Source organism: Pseudoalteromonas tunicata, assembly GCF_002310815.1.
Taxonomy (GTDB): Bacteria; Pseudomonadota; Gammaproteobacteria; order Enterobacterales; family Alteromonadaceae; genus Pseudoalteromonas; species Pseudoalteromonas tunicata.
Window position 1 is genome coordinate 3,327,985 of record NZ_CP011032.1, and the last position, 18,522, is coordinate 3,346,506.

Here is an 18,522-nt window from a genome sequence, read left to right on the forward strand (position 1 = left end):
TTTTGCGTCCTTTTTATTATTTTTATAATGCTTTCATTGTGCCTTTCGGCAATACCGCTGAAATCGCACCTTTTTGAACAGTAACTTGAGTTTGGTCGTTTAAGGCAATCACAACAAAATCTTTGTCATCAGCAACTTTAGAAATTTTACCAACTAAACCACCACTGGTTAATACTTCATCACCTTTAGCCAGCGCGCCCATTAGATCTTTATGATCTTTGACACGTTTTGCTTGTGGGCGGTAGATTAAGAAATAAAATACTAAACCGAAAATAGCTAACATGATTAGCATTTCCATTCCACCACCAGCAGCTGCAGGAGCATCTGCGGCATAAGCATTCGACATAAATAAACTCATAACATCCTCTTTATACTTAATTTTAAATTTTAATTTGTTTTAAACTTGTTTTAATTCAGGAACAGGCTTGCCAATTTTCGCATAGAAATCAACAACGAATGTATCAAGTTCACCTAATGCAATCGCATTTCTTAACCCTTCCATCAAACGTTGATAATAACGTAAGTTATGAATGGTATTTAAACGAGCACCTAAGATCTCATTACATTTATCTAAGTGATGTAAATAGGCACGAGAATAATTTTTACACGTTTGACAATCACAATGCGGATCGAGTGGACCTGGATCTGTTTTATGTGCAGCATTACGGATTTTAATTACGCCTTCGGTAACGAATAAATGGCCGTTACGAGCATTTCGGGTTGGCATTACGCAATCAAACATATCAATACCACGGCGAACCGCTTCAACGATATCCTCAGGCTTACCAACACCCATTAAATAGCGCGGTTTGTTCTCAGGCATTTTATAAGCGCAATGGTCAAGAATATTCACCATGTCTTCTTTTGGTTCGCCAACCGATAAACCACCTAAAGCATAACCATCAAAACCAATGTCTTCTAAACCTTGCTGTGAAATAGCACGAAGCTCAGGATACATACCACCTTGAATGATACCAAATAACGCAGCTGGATTTTCAGCATGCGCATCTTTTGAACGTTTTGCCCAGCGTAGCGATAATTCCATTGAATCCTTCGCTTCTTTTTCAGTTGCTGGGTATGGCGTACATTCATCAAAAATCATAACGATGTCTGAACCTAGATCACGTTGTACTTCCATTGATTTTTCAGGCGATAACATGATTTTCTCACCATTAACCGGTGAGCGAAACAACACACCTTCTTCAGTGATTTTGCGTAAATCACCTAAGCTAAAAACTTGAAAGCCGCCTGAATCAGTTAAAATTGGTTTATCCCAATGCATAAAGTCATGTAAATCACCGTGCATTTTCACAATTTCAGTGCCAGGACGCAGCATTAAATGAAAGGTATTACCCAAACAAATATGCGCTCCGGTTTCTTTAACTTCTTCTGGCGTCATACCTTTTACAGTACCGTAAGTACCCACAGGCATAAATGCAGGTGTTTCTACTACACCGCGATCAAAAATAAGGCGACCACGACGGGCTTTACCATCGGTACAATCTAATTCAAATTTCATACTAACCTCGAACGCCGGAAAAACAGTCCGACCATGTTCACGCTTACTCGGCTATTGCCTAGAAATGAGTAATTCGTGTTAAAAATAATCGAGCGATTCTACATGGTTTGAACATTTATTGCTAATGATATGAGGGCATTGACAGGGAATAAAAGGGGTAAAAGCAAGTTTTTACCAAGGCATTTTCACCGCCTTGGTAAAACAATTACTTAACTCATAACTTAGTTAGTTTTGCGCTCTAAAAACATCGCATCACCATAAGAGAAAAAGCGATACTGCTCAGCAATTGCAACATTATAAGCATTCATAATGTTTTCTTGCCCAGCAAATGCACTGACGAGCATGATTAAGGTCGACTCAGGCAAGTGGAAATTAGTGATCATTGCATCAATCACTTGGAATTGATATCCCGGATAGATAAAGATATCGGTATCGCCAAAATAGCTTTTGAGCTCACCTTGTGATTGTTTAGCTGCTGACTCTAACGAGCGCACCGACGTAGTACCAACAGCAATAACTCGACCACCACGGGCTTTAGTTTTAACAATCGCAGCCACCACATCATCTGGCACTTCGATATATTCTGAATGCATCACATGTTCATCGACTGTTTGAGCACGTACAGGCTGAAATGTTCCTGCACCCACATGCAAGGTAACAAAAGCCATTTCAACCCCTTTGGCTTTTAAATCAGCCATCAGCTTTTCATCAAAATGCAGCCCTGCAGTTGGCGCTGCAACCGCCCCTGGCTTTTCGCCATAAACAGTTTGATAACGTTTACGATCACTTTCATTATCGGGTCTATCGATATAAGGCGGCAAAGGCATGTGGCCAATATTTTCAAGAATATCAAGTACATTATTATCACCATGAAACTTCAGTTCAAATAATTCGCCATGACGCTGAACCATGGTTGCTTCGGCACTATTTTCTAAAATAAGTAATGCGCCTGCTTTTGGTGATTTACTAGCACGCACATGAGCAAGCACTCGGTGCTCATCTAATACCCGCTCAATCAACACCTCGATTTTGCCGCCCGATGCTTTTTGGCCAAACATACGTGCAGGAATTACTTTGGTATTGTTAAAAACTAATAAGTCTTTTGGACCAATGAAGTTAATAATATCGCTAAAAACGCAATGTTCAATCTCACCAGAATTGCCATTCATTTTAAGTAAGCGACTGCTAGTACGCTCCTCTTTTGGAAAACGAGCAATCAACTCATCTGGCAAATCAAAGTTAAAGTCTGCAACACGCATTTAAAACATCCTCATAGGTTAAAATCGCGCCAAGTCTAGTGACTCAAGACCCCTAAATCAAGTTAATTGCGTTTGAGTCGCAATCAGCTTGTCTGCTGGGCAAAATAGCATTAATCTAACACCACTCTCTTGCCAGTTTGTGGTTAGGCTAAATCGAGGTATACGAAGACATGTCAGGTCAGCTTAAGCTGTTATTAATTAATTCAAATTTGAAACAAAGAAATTTGATCAAACGCGCTTTATTACCCTTGAATGTCTTTGAGTTATTAGAAGTTCGTGATAGCCGCTCAGCCTTAACGCTGTTAAAACAACACGCTGTTGATTTAATTATTACCGGTTTAGATATTGGTAAAATCGATGGCTGGCGCTTTGCTCGAATGGTGCGCTCCGGTTTATTAAAAACTCCAAAAAATACCCCAATTTTACTCACGCCACCCACTTATTGTGAACGAATAGCCGAAACAACCGCACGTGCTTATGGTATAGATGCAGTTTTAGCATATGAGCAAATCAACAAATTACCCCGAGTTTTGGCGAATGTTTTATCAAGTCATTTAACCAAAAGCAGCCGACTCGAATTGTTATTGGTTGAGCCTGAAACACCAGATGCAGAGCAAATCAGCTATTTTTTACGTGAATCGTTTCATATTACTCACGTTACCAACGAAAAAGTGGCAATAGAACTATTTGGCCAACATCATTTTGCCATTGTATTAATTGATACCATCCATAACAAAATCGATGCCCAAAATTTAGTCCAACGCTTATTAGCTACCAAACCAAATCAAGCGGTGGTGATGATTATTGATAACCAAGAAGCTGATTTTGCTGAGCAGTTATTACTTTCTGGCGTTACCGACTTTGCTCGTACGCCATACAATGAATCGTTACTTAACCGCATTTGTCATCAAGCAGCTCGCCGCGAAGATTTTATGGCCAGTTATGCTGAGTTTGCAGAAAAAGTAGAGCAATTGAGCCAAAGCCAAAGTCGCTACAAAGAATTGTATTCTGCTCATCAACGTATCTTACAGCATCTTAATACCGTGGTTTTAGAGCTAAATAGCGCAGGACAAATTCTGTTTATCAATCCGGCCTGGGAAAAGTTAACCGGATTATCACTTAAACAAGTGATAAATAAGCCACTTGCTGAATTTTGTAGCCCTGAGACGCAAGCTTTAGTTAGCAATGCTGTTTCGCAAATAATGTTAGGGCAAATTCAACAGAAAAAATTTGAGTTAAAACTGCAGCATCAACATGGTCATGCCGTTTGGGCTGAGTGTCGCATGCAATCAATTGTAGTGAATAAAGTAACGGTTGGCGTAACTGCGAGTATCGATAACATCCATGAGCGTAAACAAGCTGAATTACAGCTACATCATCTAGCTCATCATGACACATTAACAAAATTACATAACCGCTATTACTTTGATTTAAAGCTCAACCAGTTATGTAAAGATACAGAAGATAGCAACGCACAACACGCACTTATTTATATCGACCTCGATCATTTTAAAATCATTAACGACAGCCAAGGTCATCATCAAGGTGATATTGTGTTAAAACAGATTGCAAAAACATTTCAAAAAAACTTACATGAAGGCAGCACTATTTGCCGAATTGGCGGTGATGAGTTTGCAGTTATTTTAGAAAATGTTGAGCTACTTGAAGCCCACTTAATTGCAGAAGGCCTTTGCCATGCGGTAGAAAACTACCAATTTCAAGCGCCTGGCCAGCAATACTCTATTAGCTGCTCCATTGGTTTAACACTTATCACAGCAAATAACAGTGATGCCAGTGAATGCTTAAAACAATCAGATATCGCTTTATATGTTGCTAAAAACCGCGGTCGTAATTTGGTTCACTGTTATACCTATGAAGACGCCGACAGCAATAAAAAACTGGCCGAACTGGCATGGGCACATCAAGTGCGCAGCGCCATGTTACAAGATCAGTTAGAGATTCACTTTCAACCTATTTGGGGTTTTAAAGAACAGCAAGTTGCTTATTTTGAAGCTCTGTCTCGATTGCGAGTTGATGGTCAACTTATTTATCCAAACCGTTTTATCCCCGCTTTAGAACTCATCGCTGATATTAATTTGCTTGACCATTGCGTGGTAAAAAAAGCCATTGCTTATGCAGGACAATCAACAACACTAAATAAAATCGCAATTAACCTTTCAGCTCAAGCCTTTAGCGATGAAGGATTATTAACCACCATTGAAGAAGCCCTAAAAAGCCAAAAAGTAGACCCAACTCGGATAGTATTTGAAATTACCGAATCTGCCAGTATTAGTAACTTAACCGCAACTCGTTTAATGATTGAAAAACTCAATCAACTTGGCTGCAGCTTTTCGATAGACGACTTTGGAACAGGATTTAGTACCTTTAGCTATTTAAAACAGCTTCCCGCCAACCAAGTGAAAATTGATGGCTCATTTGTGAAAGATATGATCAACGATCCTATTGATAAAGCACTGGTAAATGCGATTAAAGACATCAGTCACTCTTTACAAAAGACCTGTGTTGCTGAATTTGTAGAAAACAAAGAAACCTTTGATTCCCTTAGAAAAATTGGCGTGGATTATGCGCAAGGCTATTTAATCTCACGCCCACTTCCTTTTAAAGGCATAAGCCAAGCAATCAAAAAAATAAACGCTGACAAAACATTTGATTAACAATTAAACACACTTAATTACCCTCTTTTGCTCAAAGCTTTGATATTTTTTAGCTATACTAAGCCTATCTGAAATCAGTTAATAACGCATGAATTGACTCGCCCAATCTACTGGGATGTTATTAACATTTATAAGGAAGGGAACTGTATGACTTTATTTGTAACACTTTTATTAATAGCAAATTTACTGATAACTTATTTTTGTTTAACAAAAGCAAAAACAAAGGGTTATCCACAGTTAACTTTTGTCTTTTTAGGCGCCATCCCTTATTTTAACCTAGTTGTATTAGTGTACTTATTATTTCTACCTGATTTAAAGCATGAGAACCAATTTACGGTCTCGATATAACAAACTACAGCTAATGGTATAAATTTAAACAAAAAAGCCGTGTTTTTCACGGCTTTTTTAATGCTAACAATATATGGCTTCACCCTTAAAAACTATAAACACTGGCTTTGGTCAGTAATTGCTGGGCCTTTATTTTCCCCATCACACAACTTTGAATATCCTTTTTTTCAAATACCAAAATTAAATCTTGGTTTTCCTCACCCGCTCTACTGAGCGTGAAGTTCACACGCTCATTATCTGGTAAGCTTTTTAAGCCAGCACCATAATCACAAAGTGTTGTCACTAATGTTTGCTGAATTAACTGCAAAGACTTAGTCCGTTGCTCTGCCCATTGTTGTTGCTGTTGTTGTTTGTTTTTTTGGGTCTGTGTTTTAAGATTATGCTGCTCATCTTTTAGCTGATCTTTTTGTTTTTCTAACGCTTTAACTTGCTGCTCTAACTCATTTTTACGTTTTTCTAACTCGGTTAATGTGTCTTTTTCAGCATTACGACGTTCAAATTCAAGATCTCGTTTTTCCCGCTCAAGGCTTCTGATGTCATGCTCTATATCACGCTCATTTTCAGCTAAATCACGCATGCGTTCAGCAAGTTCGCGCACTGATTCAATGGCTTGTTTTGATATTTCTTGCGCTTCTTCTGCTGCCGCTTGCGCATCGAGTTCGCTAAAATCAAAGTCAAAATTAAAATCAAAATTTCGATCAGCAAATGCGCTCGCCCAACTCCCCCTACTGGTATTAAACAGCTTAGAATCTAAGTCAAACGTAATACCTTGATTGAGTAAATAGCGACCATTAATTCTTCTCAAACTCGCACCTTTATCTGTTGCGACCGAGGCTTTGATTATATTTTCCATAATAGTAATTTCACGCTTCATGGCGCTCATATCTAACGCCTGTGCAGCTGCATGATTACTCAGAGCACAGACTCCTAACCCAATAACGACAGCAACTAACTTATTCATTTCATTTCTCCAAACATCATTTTTGCGGTTGCAGTTTCACCTTGTTGTTCAACTTGCTCTGCAAGATCATTTATTTGCAATTTGATCAATTGCTGATCTTGTTGGCGCTGAACATTGAGGTACTTCACCAAGGCATTTAAATCTTCTTGTCTTTCTAATCTTCCGGTATCAATTGCTTGCTGAGCTAATTGCCAACTTTGTTTCTGATTTTGTCTTTGCGTTTCAAGTAATAGTGTCTTTATTTGTTCTAGCTCAGAGTCAATTTTCGCTTGCTGCTGCGAAGCATGTTGGTTAAAGCTAATTAATACTCCCTCAGAGGTAGTGCTTACTTGAACGTTTAACATCAATAAAACAGCCATAACCAAAGAACAGCCTACAGCACTAATACTGAACCAATTAAAAGACAATGACGACGATGATTTAGCAAACCACGTTGTTTCCTTTTGCCATTGTGGCACGGGTGTTTCGGTATAATCAGATAAAAAACTCGCTGCGCTTTTCGCAGTTAAATACCGCTGTGCCATATCGGGTTCGGCCAATAACGCTTGCTCATCGGCAATACTAAGCTCACCTGTTGCTAACCAATGCTCAAATATTAAATTCAATTTCGACATGCTAAGCCTCCAAATGGGGTTTTAAATTTTCTAACGCAGCATAAAAACGGGATTTAACCGTATTAGTTGAAATATTTTGCAATTCGCCAATTTGTTCAAGTGTGTAGTGATGAAAAAACTTAAGCTCTATAACACTGCGCTGCTCAACATTGAGCGTATTCATAGCCGCTATAACATGTTGATTATGTTGACTGCCTTGCAGTTGCTGCTCAGGGTTCTGGTTTTGAACATCAATAAACGAATCCATCTCTTCTTCATTGTGTAACTCAATTTTTCGTTTGCGATAAAATTCAATACAACGACGATTAGCAATGCAAATAATCCACGTTTTAAAGCTGCTATCAAAGCGGAAACTATCTAAGCTTTTATAAATGCTTAAAAATACCTCTTGCATCAGATCGATTGCATCTTCTTGGTTACCCAACATGCGTAAACAATAATGATAAATGACCGATTCATGCTGTTTAACCAGCTTAAACCACGCCTTTTTATTTCCTTGCTTTGCTTTATGTATTAACCCTTGTTCTGATTGAAAAAACACAGTTATTCCATTTTGTTTTCTTAGTTAGTCGAGATATAAAATTAAATAGTTTATTTGTATGAAAACTTTTTTTTTAAACTAGAATTAATTTTACCTGAGTAAACCTGTTCATTTTCGGATTGTATTTTATGCCTTTAACTCTTGATATGACCAAAGTTGAGTCATCGCTAGATGGTTTTACCATTCCTCCTCGCCCTGAAATGCTCAAACAAATTCAGGAGGAAGTCGCAAAAGAAGTTCCTAATATTAAAGATATTGCAGCCTGTATAAATCAAGATGTCGGTATTGCGGGCTTTACTCTTAAAGTTGTAAATTCACCACTGTTTAGCTTACCAAGAAAAATATCAACCATTGAACATGCTTGCATGTTTTTAGGATTAAATCGATTAATCAAACTGGTAAATAGTATTGTTTTACGCTTTACCTTAAGCGAAGGAAGTGAAGATATATTCACTCAAAAACTGTGGAATAGCGCCACAAAAATTGGCAACGCATCTTTGGCATTAGCTCAGCACTTAGATTTAGGTACTAATTTCGCTGATGACTGTTATACATTGGGATTATTTCATAATGCTGGAATGGCTTTAATTTTGGCGCAAACAGCTGAATATCCGGCATTATTGCGCCAAGCCTATATCGAAGGTGCAACAATTGGTGAATTCGAAGAAGATCACTTTGAAACCTCCCATGAAGTCCTTGGCTTTTTAATCGCTCAGACATGGGGTTTAGATAGTTCACTTTGCTCAGTCATTGCTTATCACCACAGCCCAATGATTATGTTAGCAACTGGCGAGCAACCCGAAAAAGAAATGTTTGCGATTTTAAAATTGGCTGAACACATGGTGGGAGCGACTGAATTACTCTATGGCATTAATCCTGATTCAGAATGGGAACGATACTCAGTGCAGATCCTTGATGTGCTTCATCTAGAAGAGTTTCAACTGCTTGACTTAGGTGAAGTCCTTCATCAAGCAGGGATTGATAATGTGTACCACACTTAATTGTTATTCTTCAGTTTTACATTTTTTGACAAAAAATGGCCCTACTTTATCGCAAAACAACCTAAAGTCTCGAATGCGCCCCGTTGTTTTGCGCCACAGCAAACCAATATCTCGATATGCATCTTCTTGCGCAGCAATCACTCGCATTGGTTTGTGATTTAATATTCCAGCATTAATGGCCAATTGAGGTAAAAAAGTAACTCCTAATTTATTTTCAACCATAGTCAGTAGTGTATGCAAACTAGCCGCTTCAAATGGGTTGATACATTGCTCTTGCGTTAAATTACAAGCACTTAAAGCATGATCAGATAAACAATGTTCACGTTCTAGTAAAAACACACTCGATTTAGGAAGCAAATTAAAGTCATGAACATCTTGCCCAACATCATATTCTTGGTGCATTACTAAGCTAAATCTATCATGTGCTAGTACTTGGGTGTGAAACTTATCCGTATTAAAAGGCAGCGCTAAAATCGCTAAATCAACTTCACCTTTCTCTAATTTATTGAGCAAACGATCGCTGGTATCTTCGATTAGGATCAGTTCCAAATCAGGAAACTGCTCTTGACAAAAACAATACAAATCTGCCGCTATAAAACTGGCAATTGTTGGGATCAACCCTAAGGTCAAAGTGCCATTAAGAGGAGTTAAAAAGCTCTGAGTCAGCTCTTTTAAGCTCATAGTATCATCGATAATTTTACGTGTTTTCTCAACCACTTCTTCGCCGATAGCTGTAAACATAAAACTGCGGTTTTCTCGTTCAATAAGCTGACAGCCTAATGTTTCTTCAAGCGTCTGAATAGCACTGCTTAATGTCGATTGACCAATAAAGCACGCTTGGGCTGCGCGACCAAAATGTTGATGTTGATGTACGGCAAGTAAATATTGAAGCTGTTTGATACTCGGAAGATGATTCATCGTTTAATTTGATAACAAAATAAATATTGAACGATAAAAACAAATGTGAGGATAAAAAGCAAGGACTAAACGTCGGGAGATAAAAAAAGACCCCACTACTTAGAATAATGAGGTCTTTTCAAGCTAAAAGTCTGTTGTGTTAATTAAACGCCAAAAATAGCGGTTAAAACATAATAAATAACAATAGCTAATACTGCGCCAATTGGCAAGGTTACAACCCAAGAGATTACAATATTACGTACAACACCCATGTTCAGTGCCGCAATGCCGCGAGCCATACCAACACCAAGAACCGCACCAACTAAGGTTTGTGTTGTTGAAATTGGCAAGCCAGTACCTGAAGCTATAACTACCGTTGAAGCAGCAGCTAATTCAGCTGCAAAGCCACGGCTTGGTGTTAAGTGAGTTATACCTTCACCTATGGTTTTAATTACTTTTTTACCTAAAATAGCTAAACCAGCAACAATACCTAAACCACCTAGAGGTAAAATCCACCATACCAACTCAGCTTTTTTAACAATTTCACCATCATGCTGAACAATACTAACAACAGCAGCTAAAGGTCCGATTGCGTTAGCAACGTCATTTGAACCATGAGCAAACGCCATACAACATGCAGTTAATACCATTAGCACTGCAAATACGCGCTCTACGTTAGTAAATTGCATTTTACGGTCAGCTTGCGGATCCATTTTCATTCGAGCAATAACAACAGCACCAATTACACCAACAACAATCGCTATAGCAATTGATAGTAAGTAACCTTCTGTTGCACCAAGATGAATACCTACATGCTTTAAGCCTTTTTTGATTGTCACGAGTGACATTACAAAACCAGCTAATCCCATGTAAAATGGAACATAACGCTTAGCATTTTTAAGGGGTTCGTCAGTATCAAAAATAAGCTTTTGAGCACTCATAAAGATAAGATATGCAATAAAGCCCGATATAGCAGGTGTAATAATCCAGCTACCAACAATGCCCATCACCTTATCCCACTGAACCGCTTCAGAACCCACCGCAACTAAAGCGAAACCAATGATAGCACCGATAATTGAGTGAGTTGTAGATACAGGCCAACCAAGTGCCGAAGCGACTAATAACCAAGTACCTGCGGCAAGTAGCGCCGAAATCATCCCTAGAATTAATAGCTCAGGGATATCTATAAATGCGGCTGAATCGATAATGCCGTTTCGAATAGTAGAAGTAACTTGACCACCGGCTAAATATGCGCCAGCAAATTCAAACACCATAGCAATTAAAATTGCTTGTTTAATAGTTAATGCTTTAGAGCCTACCGATGTTCCCATCGCATTGGCAACGTCATTTGCGCCAATACCATAAGCCATTATAAAGCCAACAACTGCGGCAATAATAATTAAAGTAGTGCCATAGGATGCAATGATATCCATTGAATAACCTTTTTGCTTTTAAATTTTAACGAGTTGGATTAACGCGCTAACATAAGTTCTAAACGAGAACCCACACGCTCTGCAATGTCAGCTAACTCACCGACCCACTCAATGATTTTGTATAAGAACATCACATCGATTGGATTTAAATCAGCTTCAATTTGACGAAGTTTACGGCGCAACGAAATTTGCATATCGTCCGTATCTTGTTCTATTGCATCTAACTCAACTAACATTTTCTCAACTAGAGTCACTTCACGACCGCGGAATCCGGTTTCTAGCAGCTCGTCTAATTCGTTAATTGCTTTAGAAGCTTGATGGGTTGCGTCAACACAACGTCTTAGATATGCAATAAAATCCGTTTGAATTTCTTTAGGGATATCCATCTCACGACCAACAACACGGCCTGCGATATCTTTAGCTTTGTTGGCTATTTTATCTTGCTGTGTTACCAATTCTAATAAATCAGTTCTGGCAACTGGTAAAAATAAACCATGAGGTAACTGCAAACGAATATTTCGCTTCATCACATCGGCTTCACGCTCTAATGTTCTGATTTGAATACGAACTTCTTCGGCTTGAGTCCACTCTTTGTTAAAAACATGCTCAAAGAAATTAATCAATACCTCACTGGCTTGATAAACTTTTTGAATATGCTCTTCTATAGGCTGAATAGGTGATTTTGCAAATACACCTAAAAAAGCATTACTAGGCATAACTTACCCTTTAGTTACTAGTAGTTTCGCAACCACGAATTTTACAGTATAAATGCTGATTGTGAACGACTTTTCTTACTGTAAAACCACAATAAAACTTTATTGTGGTTCCCCTAATTCATCACAGATACCATATTAAAGTACTAATCTGTTATTTTTTATAGAGTTAACTAAGTAAATCTTTTTCAATGTCTTCTTGTGAGACGTGACGAATATCTTTACCTTTTACAAAGTAAATCACGTATTCAGAGATGTTTTGACAGCGATCACCAATACGCTCAAGGGAACGTACTGACCAAATCAAATTCATTATTTTTGGAATTGAACGAGGATCTTCCATCATGTACGTCATTATTTGACGAGTAATGGCTTCGTATTCGCGGTCAACCTTGGCATCTTCTTTATGAACTGCAAAGGCACTGTTTACATCCATACGCGCAAACGCATCAAGTACATCGTGCAGCATTTTCGATACATGGCGGCCCATATTATCAATGTTTACTAATAAATCTTGCTGATCATTACTAAATGAATCTAAAGCCACTTTAGCAATACGACGCGCTTCATCGCCAATGCGCTCTAAATCAGCAATCGTTTTGGCAATTGCTACCACTAAGCGTAAGTCACTGGCTGCAGGTTGGCGTTTTGCAATAATGCGAGTGCACTCCTCGTCAATGCTGACTTCCATCGCATTAACTTTAATGTCACCTTCTTGCACTTTACGGGCTAAATCTGCATCGCTATTTAATACAGCATCAAGGGCTGAGTTTAATTGCTGTTCAACCAAACCACCCATACTTAATACATGATTTCGAACATTTTCAAGTTCTTGATTAAAGTTACCTGAAATATGTTTATTAATATTATGTTCCATTCACAACTCTCATTAAAATTGTCGATTTACCATCACATCAATTATGCTATTCATTGCGCTACACCTTAAAGCCATTGTCTTTCATAGTGTAGCGTTTAGGGCTTATTTTAGCCGTAGCGACCGGTAATATAATCTTCGGTTTTCTTCTTTTTAGGTGTGGTAAACAGCGTATTCGTATCTGAGTATTCGATTAACTCACCCATGTACATAAATGCGGTTTGATCGGATACTCGCGCAGCTTGTTGCATGTTATGGGTAACAATTACAACAGTATATTTATCTTTCAAATCATTGATTAATTCTTCAATAACCAAGGTTGAAATTGGGTCAAGTGCAGAGGTCGGCTCATCAAGTAACAACACTTCCGGTTCAATCGCAATTGAACGTGCAATTACTAAACGTTGCTGCTGACCACCCGATAAACCAAAGGCACTGTCATGTAAGCGGTCTTTCACTTCATCCCAAATGGCAGCGCCACGTAATGACTTTTCAACCACTTCATCCAATTGACGCTTTTCTTTAATACCTTGCAAACGTAAACCATAAACCACATTTTCATAAATTGATTTAGGAAATGGATTTGGACGCTGAAATACCATGCCGACATTACGACGAAGTGCTGCTACATCGACACGTTTATCGTAAATGTTTTCACCATGAAGCAGAATTTCACCTTCAATTCGGCAATTATCAACTAAATCATTCATTCGATTGATGCAGCGTAATAAGGTTGATTTACCACAACCTGATGGACCGATAAATGCGGTTACTTGTCCTTTTGGGATCATCATAGACACTTTATTAAGTGCTTGTTTATCACCATAAAAAAGATCTAAATTTTTAATCTGTAATGCCATTTGCTCAGGAGTCAGGTTTTCTAAATCTAACTTTAAGCTAGAGGCCGACTGAGTAACATGTGGTGCAACTGTAATCATTATTTAATACCTGTTTAAAATTTGATACTAGCTTAGTGCTCAAGCGCTCTAAACTTTTCGCGTAAATGGTTACGAATACCGATAGCCGTTATATTCAATGCGATAATGACCGAAACGAGTAAAAATGCAGTCGCATATACTAACGGACGCGCGGCTTCAACATTTGGGCTTTGAAAACCTACATCATAAATGTGGAACCCTAAGTGCATAAATTTACGGTCGACGTGAATAAATGGGAAATTCATATCAACGGGTAACGTTGGCGCCATTTTTACCACACCAACTAACATTAACGGTGCAACTTCGCCTGCCGCTCGCGCTACCGCTAAAATTAAACCAGTCATAATTGCTGGGCTTGCCATAGGAACAATGATACGCCACAAGGTTTCAGCTTGTGTAGCACCTAAAGCGAGCGATCCATGACGTACCGCACTTGGAATACGTGATAAGCCTTCTTCAGTCGATACGATTACCACTGGCAATGTTAGAATAGCTAAGGTTAAAGCTGACCAAATCACCCCAGGTGTACCAAATGTTGGTCCTGGTAGCGCTTCAGGATAAAACAACTGATCAATGCTGCCACCGAGCATATAAACAAAAAAGCCCAAACCGAATACGCCGTATACAATCGACGGTACGCCTGCGAGATTTATCACAGCAATACGGATCATTTTAGTAATCGCATTTTTAGCCGCATATTCGTGCAAATAAATCGCAGCAACCACACCAAATGGCGTAACAATAACAGCCATTAACATCACCATAAATACAGTACCGAAAATAGCAGGAAATACACCGCCTTCAGTATTGGCTTCACGCGGATCATCGGAGACAAATTTACCCAGTTGCACAAAATAATGCCCAAGCTTGGCAAACCACCCCATATCGTTTGGAAAAGTTACATCAAGTACTTGATAAAGCGGTAAAGTAACAAGCTCATCACGCATATCACGCACAATCACTTGGTCACGATTCGCCTGCGCACGTAAAGCAAACAACTGCTTTTCGAGCTCTGCATACTCTTGCCCTAAACGCTCACGCTCTGCTTTGAATTCTGCTATGCGCTCTGGCGTTAATTCATTTTTAAGCTCTAACGACCGCTCTTTTAGACGCATACGTTCAAGCTCATAATTAATGTGACCAATATCGCCATTTTGTAGATCAAGGGCTTCATCGTTTAATGCAACAGCACGTTCAACAAGCTCTTCAAGCTTTTCATTTACGTTAGTGGTAATAACTTGGCCTTGCTCAACCACACTTTCGACATAACCGTAAAAATTACCATTTTTACTGCGTTCAAACATCCCCAGGCCAGCAGGGGTTGTTTGTTTCATAATGTCACTGCTTAATAACCAGCGAAAATCTAAATCTACATATTCACGGTTACCTGTTTTAATTAAAACACGCTCGATTGTTTCTTCTGTATGACCTTTTAAATCAATACCGGCTTCAATTAAGCGTGAGGTTGGTACTTGCTCACGGTCATAAATCTCACCGATAACTTTGCTAGTGCCTGCAACTGATTCTAATTCAAACTGGTACACGGGTGATGGCCAAAAGAAGCTTAAACCACGCCATGCAATTAAAAATAGCAATCCCAATACCGAGATTAAACTGATGCTGACTGCACCACCTGTCATCCAGATCCACGGAGAACCTGACTTAAACCATAACTTCATTGTCATGCCTCCTATTACAGTGAACTATATTTTTCACGCAATTGCTGACGAACAAACTCTGCAATTGTGTTGAAAACAAAAGTGAAAATAAACAATACGAATGCTGCTAAGAACAAGATACGGTAGTGAGTACTACCCACTTCTGATTCTGGCATTTCAACTGCAATGTTTGCCGCTAAAGTACGCATCCCTTGGAAAATACTCCAATCCATAATTGGGGTATTACCAGTCGCCATCAGTACTATCATGGTCTCACCTACGGCACGACCTAATCCCATCATGATTGCAGAAAAAATACCTGGGCTTGCAGTCAACAAAACAACACGGACTAAAGTTTGCCATTGCGTTGCACCTAGTGCTAACGAACCATTTGATAAGTGTTTAGGTACACTAAACACCGCATCTTCAGCGATAGAGAAAATGGTTGGAATAACCGCAAAACCCATAGCTACACCAACAACCAAGGAGTTACGTTGGTCGAACGTTAAGCCTAATTCGTTAGTTAAAAACTTACGGACATTACCGCCAAATAACCAAAGCTCAATCGAAGGGCTCACAGCAAATGAGGCAAAACCAACCAGTAGAACCACCGGAATAAGTAAAATCGAATGTGAGCCTTCAGGCACAAAATGGCGCACTTTTTCAGGTAGCTTGGTCCAGCCATAGGCGGTCAATAGCATACTCAATGGCAATGCAACTAATAACACGATTACAGCTGGTAAATGCTCTTCAAAAATAGGCGCTAACCAAAGACCGGCTAAAAAGCCCAAAATTACTGTTGGTAATGCTTCCATAATCTCAACGGTCGGTTTTACTACTTTACGTAATGCAGGTGACATGAAATAGGCGGTATAAATGGCCGCAGAAAGCGCAATTGGGACAGCAAATAGCATCGCATAAAATGCTGCTTTTAAAGTACCAAATGAAATCGGTACTAACGAGAATTTAGATTCAAAGTCATCACTTGCTGATGTTGATTGCCAAATATAACCTGGCTCAGGATATCCTTCGTACCATACTTCTTGCCATAACGAAGACCAAGTTACTTCTGGATGCTCATTCGTTATTTCAATCACACTTACCGTTTTTCCTGCCACTAAAATTGCCGCATTTGAGCGTGGTGACATTGCATAGTGGCTAATTTTTTCGCTGGCGACATTACCCTGCCATAAAGTTGCTTGGCTTGTGGTGTAATAAATCCCTAAGTCACCCGTTTTATTTACAGTAAAGAAACTACGACGATAATATTCAGGGTAAATACCTACAATATTTTTATCATTAGTCATAAAAGAGCGAATTTTCTTAAATTCACGTCCTTCGTCGGTATTGACCTCAAACCACTGTGATACCTCGCCGTTATCGCTAGCAAGCATTAATGAATTTGCACCTGCAAGTAGGCTTGATGTGACTAAGTTTGCGTTTTCAGCATTCGCAGCCAGTACTTGAATAAGTTCGATATCATCAGAATCACGAGTATCAAAAATATACATTTGATTGGCAGAGCGAACAAACGCACGCGAGTTGTCGGGTGATAACAATAATTCATCAATGCGACCATCCACCTCAAGTTCGTTATAAACTGGCGTCCATTCTAATTCACCGGTAGCAAAGTTTTCTTCAGCTAAAAAGCGCGTAAAAACCACACGACGATCAGCTGTTAACGCAAGCACTGCTATACTTTCATCTGTGCGACTAAAGGCAAATGATTTTAACGCTTGCTCTTTTTCATCAACTTGAAAATACGCTTCACCCAATGGGTAGCTAATTTCTGGAGTGATAACACGTTTATTGCCTGGAAAAGTAACACCAAAAGCTGGCTTTAAAATAGCAACTTGACCATCGGCAAAACCATATGCATACAAACCTAAATGAGGAGCCGATTTAGCAAAGCTAATTGGCGTTTTATTAGCATCAACAGGTAGGCTGCTCAACTTTGCGCCCAGCTCATTTCCTTTTACTTGGTAAAATGAAACTTCGCCAGAGGCCATTAATACATAAGCAATTTCGGTCTGCTCTTCCATTCCAAGAGCTGACACTTTACCTTGTTCATTTAAAGTAAATTCGCCACGCTTATGCACTTCAGCAGATTCAAAAATAGGCTGTACAACATAAAGTAAGTAAAAAAAGATCATCAATAAAGCAATCAATACCATGACACCACCAGCTGAGATGCTGAAATGGGCAAGCTTGTCCTTTATCAGACGGCTTCGATCCGTATGAAAACTGGATTTAGGCGGATTTGAAGTCATCAAACTATCCTTTAGCGTTAAAATTGGCTGCATTATATTTCTTAAAGATGACAGTAATGTTACATCAGTTATGAAATATTGCGATTTAATGACATTAAGATGACAGTGCGCAGGCAATCCCAAAATAAGTTAATGCTACGAATAAACAACCTAAGCGCGTTTTTTGTCATAATTTTGAATTATATTTTATGCCTTTTTTTAGTTCCTTTCTGTTGGACAATGCATCGATTAGTGCTAATACTGTATTTGCTAAATAACAATAATTATCCCATTAATTCTTACAGAGTAAATTTTATGAAGCAGTTAGTATTAACCTTAATTGGCGAGGACAAACCCGGCCTAGTCGAACAACTCTCAGCCATTATTTTACAACATAACGGCAACTGGCTTGCCAGCAATCTTAGTCATCTATGTGGTCATTTTGCAGGCATACTTCAGGTTGAAGTACCAGAATCGCACCATCAAGATTTAACAAATGCGCTACATTCGTTTGATCAATTGGAAATTAAAATCGAAGAAGGATCGCACCAAGCCCCTGATACCACTAATCACTTAAATTTTGTCATCACTGGAAATGATCGTCCAGGAATAGTACAAGAGCTTTCGAGCATTATTCGCCACAAAGGTGCGAGCATTGTGCACTTTACTTCAAAACAACAAAGTGCACCTAACTGGGGTGTGCCATTATTTAATGCTGTGGCAACAGTTGAATTACCAAAAGGTATGGACAAAAACGAAGTGGTATTAGCGCTTGAGTCGCTCACTTCTGATGTCATTGTGGATATTGAAACTGACATTTAATAACTAGATAGTTTCATTTA

General features: G+C 38.9%; 17 protein-coding genes. 4 read left to right on the forward strand and 13 right to left on the reverse strand.

The features are described 5' to 3' along the window. Positions 1-22: 22 nt before the first annotated feature. From yajC to queA, 3 genes are all read right to left on the reverse strand, one after another. Positions 23-358: a preprotein translocase subunit YajC gene (gene yajC / locus PTUN_RS15105; RefSeq protein ID WP_009837813.1), complete on the reverse strand. Its 336-nt coding sequence runs from the start codon at positions 356-358 to the stop codon at positions 23-25. 39 nt (positions 359-397) lie between these two features. Beyond that, positions 398-1,519, reverse strand: coding sequence for a tRNA guanosine(34) transglycosylase Tgt (tgt, locus tag PTUN_RS15110; RefSeq protein ID WP_009837814.1), 1,122 nt, complete (start codon positions 1,517-1,519; stop codon positions 398-400). A 221-nt stretch (positions 1,520-1,740) separates the two neighbouring features. Continuing rightward, the gene (queA, locus tag PTUN_RS15115) at positions 1,741-2,778 is read right to left on the reverse strand and encodes a tRNA preQ1(34) S-adenosylmethionine ribosyltransferase-isomerase QueA (protein WP_009837815.1); all 1,038 of its coding nucleotides are present in this window, start codon (positions 2,776-2,778) and stop codon (positions 1,741-1,743) included. Positions 2,779-2,948: 170 nt separating this feature from the next. Here queA and PTUN_RS15120 point away from each other — a divergent pair, with 170 nt between their 5' ends. Together PTUN_RS15120 and PTUN_RS22275 are read left to right on the forward strand one after the other, a co-directional pair. Beyond that, entirely contained in the window at positions 2,949-5,453 is a 2,505-nt protein-coding gene (locus tag PTUN_RS15120; RefSeq protein ID WP_009837816.1) for an EAL domain-containing protein, read from the forward strand. A gap of 147 nt (positions 5,454-5,600) precedes the next feature. Then, on the forward strand, positions 5,601-5,801 hold the full coding sequence (locus PTUN_RS22275) for a hypothetical protein (protein WP_009837817.1): 201 nt from the start codon (positions 5,601-5,603) through the stop codon (positions 5,799-5,801). An 85-nt stretch (positions 5,802-5,886) separates the two neighbouring features. On the opposite strand, the gene PTUN_RS15130 is transcribed toward PTUN_RS22275, so the two are convergent. The 3 genes from PTUN_RS15130 to PTUN_RS15140 are packed head-to-tail and all read right to left on the reverse strand — an operon-like array spanning position 5,887 to position 7,917. Beyond that, a complete protein-coding gene (locus PTUN_RS15130; RefSeq protein WP_009837818.1) occupies positions 5,887-6,762 on the reverse strand; it encodes a hypothetical protein in 876 nt (291 codons plus the stop codon). Further along, complete coding sequence (locus PTUN_RS15135) at positions 6,759-7,376, reverse strand: hypothetical protein (RefSeq protein ID WP_009837819.1); 618 nt, start codon at positions 7,374-7,376, stop codon at positions 6,759-6,761. Before PTUN_RS15135 ends, PTUN_RS15130 begins: the two co-directional genes overlap by 4 nt. A gap of 1 nt (position 7,377) precedes the next feature. After that, on the reverse strand, positions 7,378-7,917 hold the full coding sequence (locus tag PTUN_RS15140) for an RNA polymerase sigma factor (protein WP_009837820.1): 540 nt from the start codon (positions 7,915-7,917) through the stop codon (positions 7,378-7,380). A 128-nt stretch (positions 7,918-8,045) separates the two neighbouring features. On the opposite strand from PTUN_RS15140, the gene PTUN_RS15145 reads away from it, so the two are divergent. Continuing rightward, a complete protein-coding gene (locus PTUN_RS15145) occupies positions 8,046-8,918 on the forward strand; it encodes an HDOD domain-containing protein (RefSeq protein WP_009837821.1) in 873 nt (290 codons plus the stop codon). 3 nt (positions 8,919-8,921) lie between these two features. Here PTUN_RS15145 and PTUN_RS15150 read toward each other — a convergent pair whose 3' ends face one another. The 7 genes from PTUN_RS15150 to PTUN_RS15180 form a co-directional block, all read right to left on the reverse strand. Further along, positions 8,922-9,836 (reverse strand): hydrogen peroxide-inducible genes activator, encoded by a 915-nt coding sequence (locus tag PTUN_RS15150; protein ID WP_009837822.1) that lies wholly within the window; start codon positions 9,834-9,836, stop codon positions 8,922-8,924. Between the two features lie 143 nt (positions 9,837-9,979). Next, positions 9,980-11,248 (reverse strand): inorganic phosphate transporter, encoded by a 1,269-nt coding sequence (locus PTUN_RS15155; RefSeq protein ID WP_009837823.1) that lies wholly within the window; start codon positions 11,246-11,248, stop codon positions 9,980-9,982. Positions 11,249-11,286: 38 nt separating this feature from the next. Further along, the gene (locus tag PTUN_RS15160; RefSeq protein ID WP_009837824.1) at positions 11,287-11,964 is read right to left on the reverse strand and encodes a TIGR00153 family protein; all 678 of its coding nucleotides are present in this window, start codon (positions 11,962-11,964) and stop codon (positions 11,287-11,289) included. 166 nt (positions 11,965-12,130) lie between these two features. Then, the gene (gene phoU / locus PTUN_RS15165) at positions 12,131-12,838 is read right to left on the reverse strand and encodes a phosphate signaling complex protein PhoU (RefSeq protein WP_009837825.1); all 708 of its coding nucleotides are present in this window, start codon (positions 12,836-12,838) and stop codon (positions 12,131-12,133) included. A 107-nt stretch (positions 12,839-12,945) separates the two neighbouring features. Then, complete coding sequence (pstB, locus tag PTUN_RS15170) at positions 12,946-13,773, reverse strand: phosphate ABC transporter ATP-binding protein PstB (protein WP_009837826.1); 828 nt, start codon at positions 13,771-13,773, stop codon at positions 12,946-12,948. A gap of 32 nt (positions 13,774-13,805) precedes the next feature. Further along, positions 13,806-15,452, reverse strand: a complete 1,647-nt coding sequence (pstA, locus tag PTUN_RS15175; protein ID WP_040643688.1) for a phosphate ABC transporter permease PstA — start codon at positions 15,450-15,452, stop codon at positions 13,806-13,808. Between the two features lie 14 nt (positions 15,453-15,466). Beyond that, a complete protein-coding gene (locus PTUN_RS15180; protein ID WP_040643689.1) occupies positions 15,467-17,701 on the reverse strand; it encodes an ABC transporter permease subunit in 2,235 nt (744 codons plus the stop codon). 294 nt (positions 17,702-17,995) lie between these two features. On the opposite strand from PTUN_RS15180, the gene PTUN_RS15185 reads away from it, so the two are divergent. Beyond that, a complete protein-coding gene (locus tag PTUN_RS15185; RefSeq protein WP_009837829.1) occupies positions 17,996-18,502 on the forward strand; it encodes a glycine cleavage system transcriptional repressor in 507 nt (168 codons plus the stop codon). Positions 18,503-18,522 lie beyond the last annotated feature (20 nt).

Coding starts and splice junctions, on each gene's coding strand:
- PTUN_RS15180 (WP_040643689.1), bottom strand. CDS start 17,701: ATGACTTCAAATCCGCCTAAATCCAGTTTTCATACGGATCGAAGCCGT.
- yajC (WP_009837813.1), bottom strand. CDS start 358: ATGAGTTTATTTATGTCGAATGCTTATGCCGCAGATGCTCCTGCAGCT.
- pstA (WP_040643688.1), bottom strand. CDS start 15,452: ATGAAGTTATGGTTTAAGTCAGGTTCTCCGTGGATCTGGATGACAGGT.
- PTUN_RS15135 (WP_009837819.1), bottom strand. CDS start 7,376: ATGTCGAAATTGAATTTAATATTTGAGCATTGGTTAGCAACAGGTGAG.
- PTUN_RS15155 (WP_009837823.1), bottom strand. CDS start 11,248: ATGGATATCATTGCATCCTATGGCACTACTTTAATTATTATTGCCGCA.
- tgt (WP_009837814.1), bottom strand. CDS start 1,519: ATGAAATTTGAATTAGATTGTACCGATGGTAAAGCCCGTCGTGGTCGC.
- PTUN_RS15160 (WP_009837824.1), bottom strand. CDS start 11,964: ATGCCTAGTAATGCTTTTTTAGGTGTATTTGCAAAATCACCTATTCAG.
- PTUN_RS15120 (WP_009837816.1), top strand. CDS start 2,949: ATGTCAGGTCAGCTTAAGCTGTTATTAATTAATTCAAATTTGAAACAA.
- PTUN_RS15130 (WP_009837818.1), bottom strand. CDS start 6,762: ATGAATAAGTTAGTTGCTGTCGTTATTGGGTTAGGAGTCTGTGCTCTG.
- PTUN_RS15185 (WP_009837829.1), top strand. CDS start 17,996: ATGAAGCAGTTAGTATTAACCTTAATTGGCGAGGACAAACCCGGCCTA.
- pstB (WP_009837826.1), bottom strand. CDS start 13,773: ATGATTACAGTTGCACCACATGTTACTCAGTCGGCCTCTAGCTTAAAG.
- queA (WP_009837815.1), bottom strand. CDS start 2,778: ATGCGTGTTGCAGACTTTAACTTTGATTTGCCAGATGAGTTGATTGCT.
- PTUN_RS15150 (WP_009837822.1), bottom strand. CDS start 9,836: ATGAATCATCTTCCGAGTATCAAACAGCTTCAATATTTACTTGCCGTA.
- PTUN_RS22275 (WP_009837817.1), top strand. CDS start 5,601: ATGACTTTATTTGTAACACTTTTATTAATAGCAAATTTACTGATAACT.
- phoU (WP_009837825.1), bottom strand. CDS start 12,838: ATGGAACATAATATTAATAAACATATTTCAGGTAACTTTAATCAAGAA.
- PTUN_RS15145 (WP_009837821.1), top strand. CDS start 8,046: ATGCCTTTAACTCTTGATATGACCAAAGTTGAGTCATCGCTAGATGGT.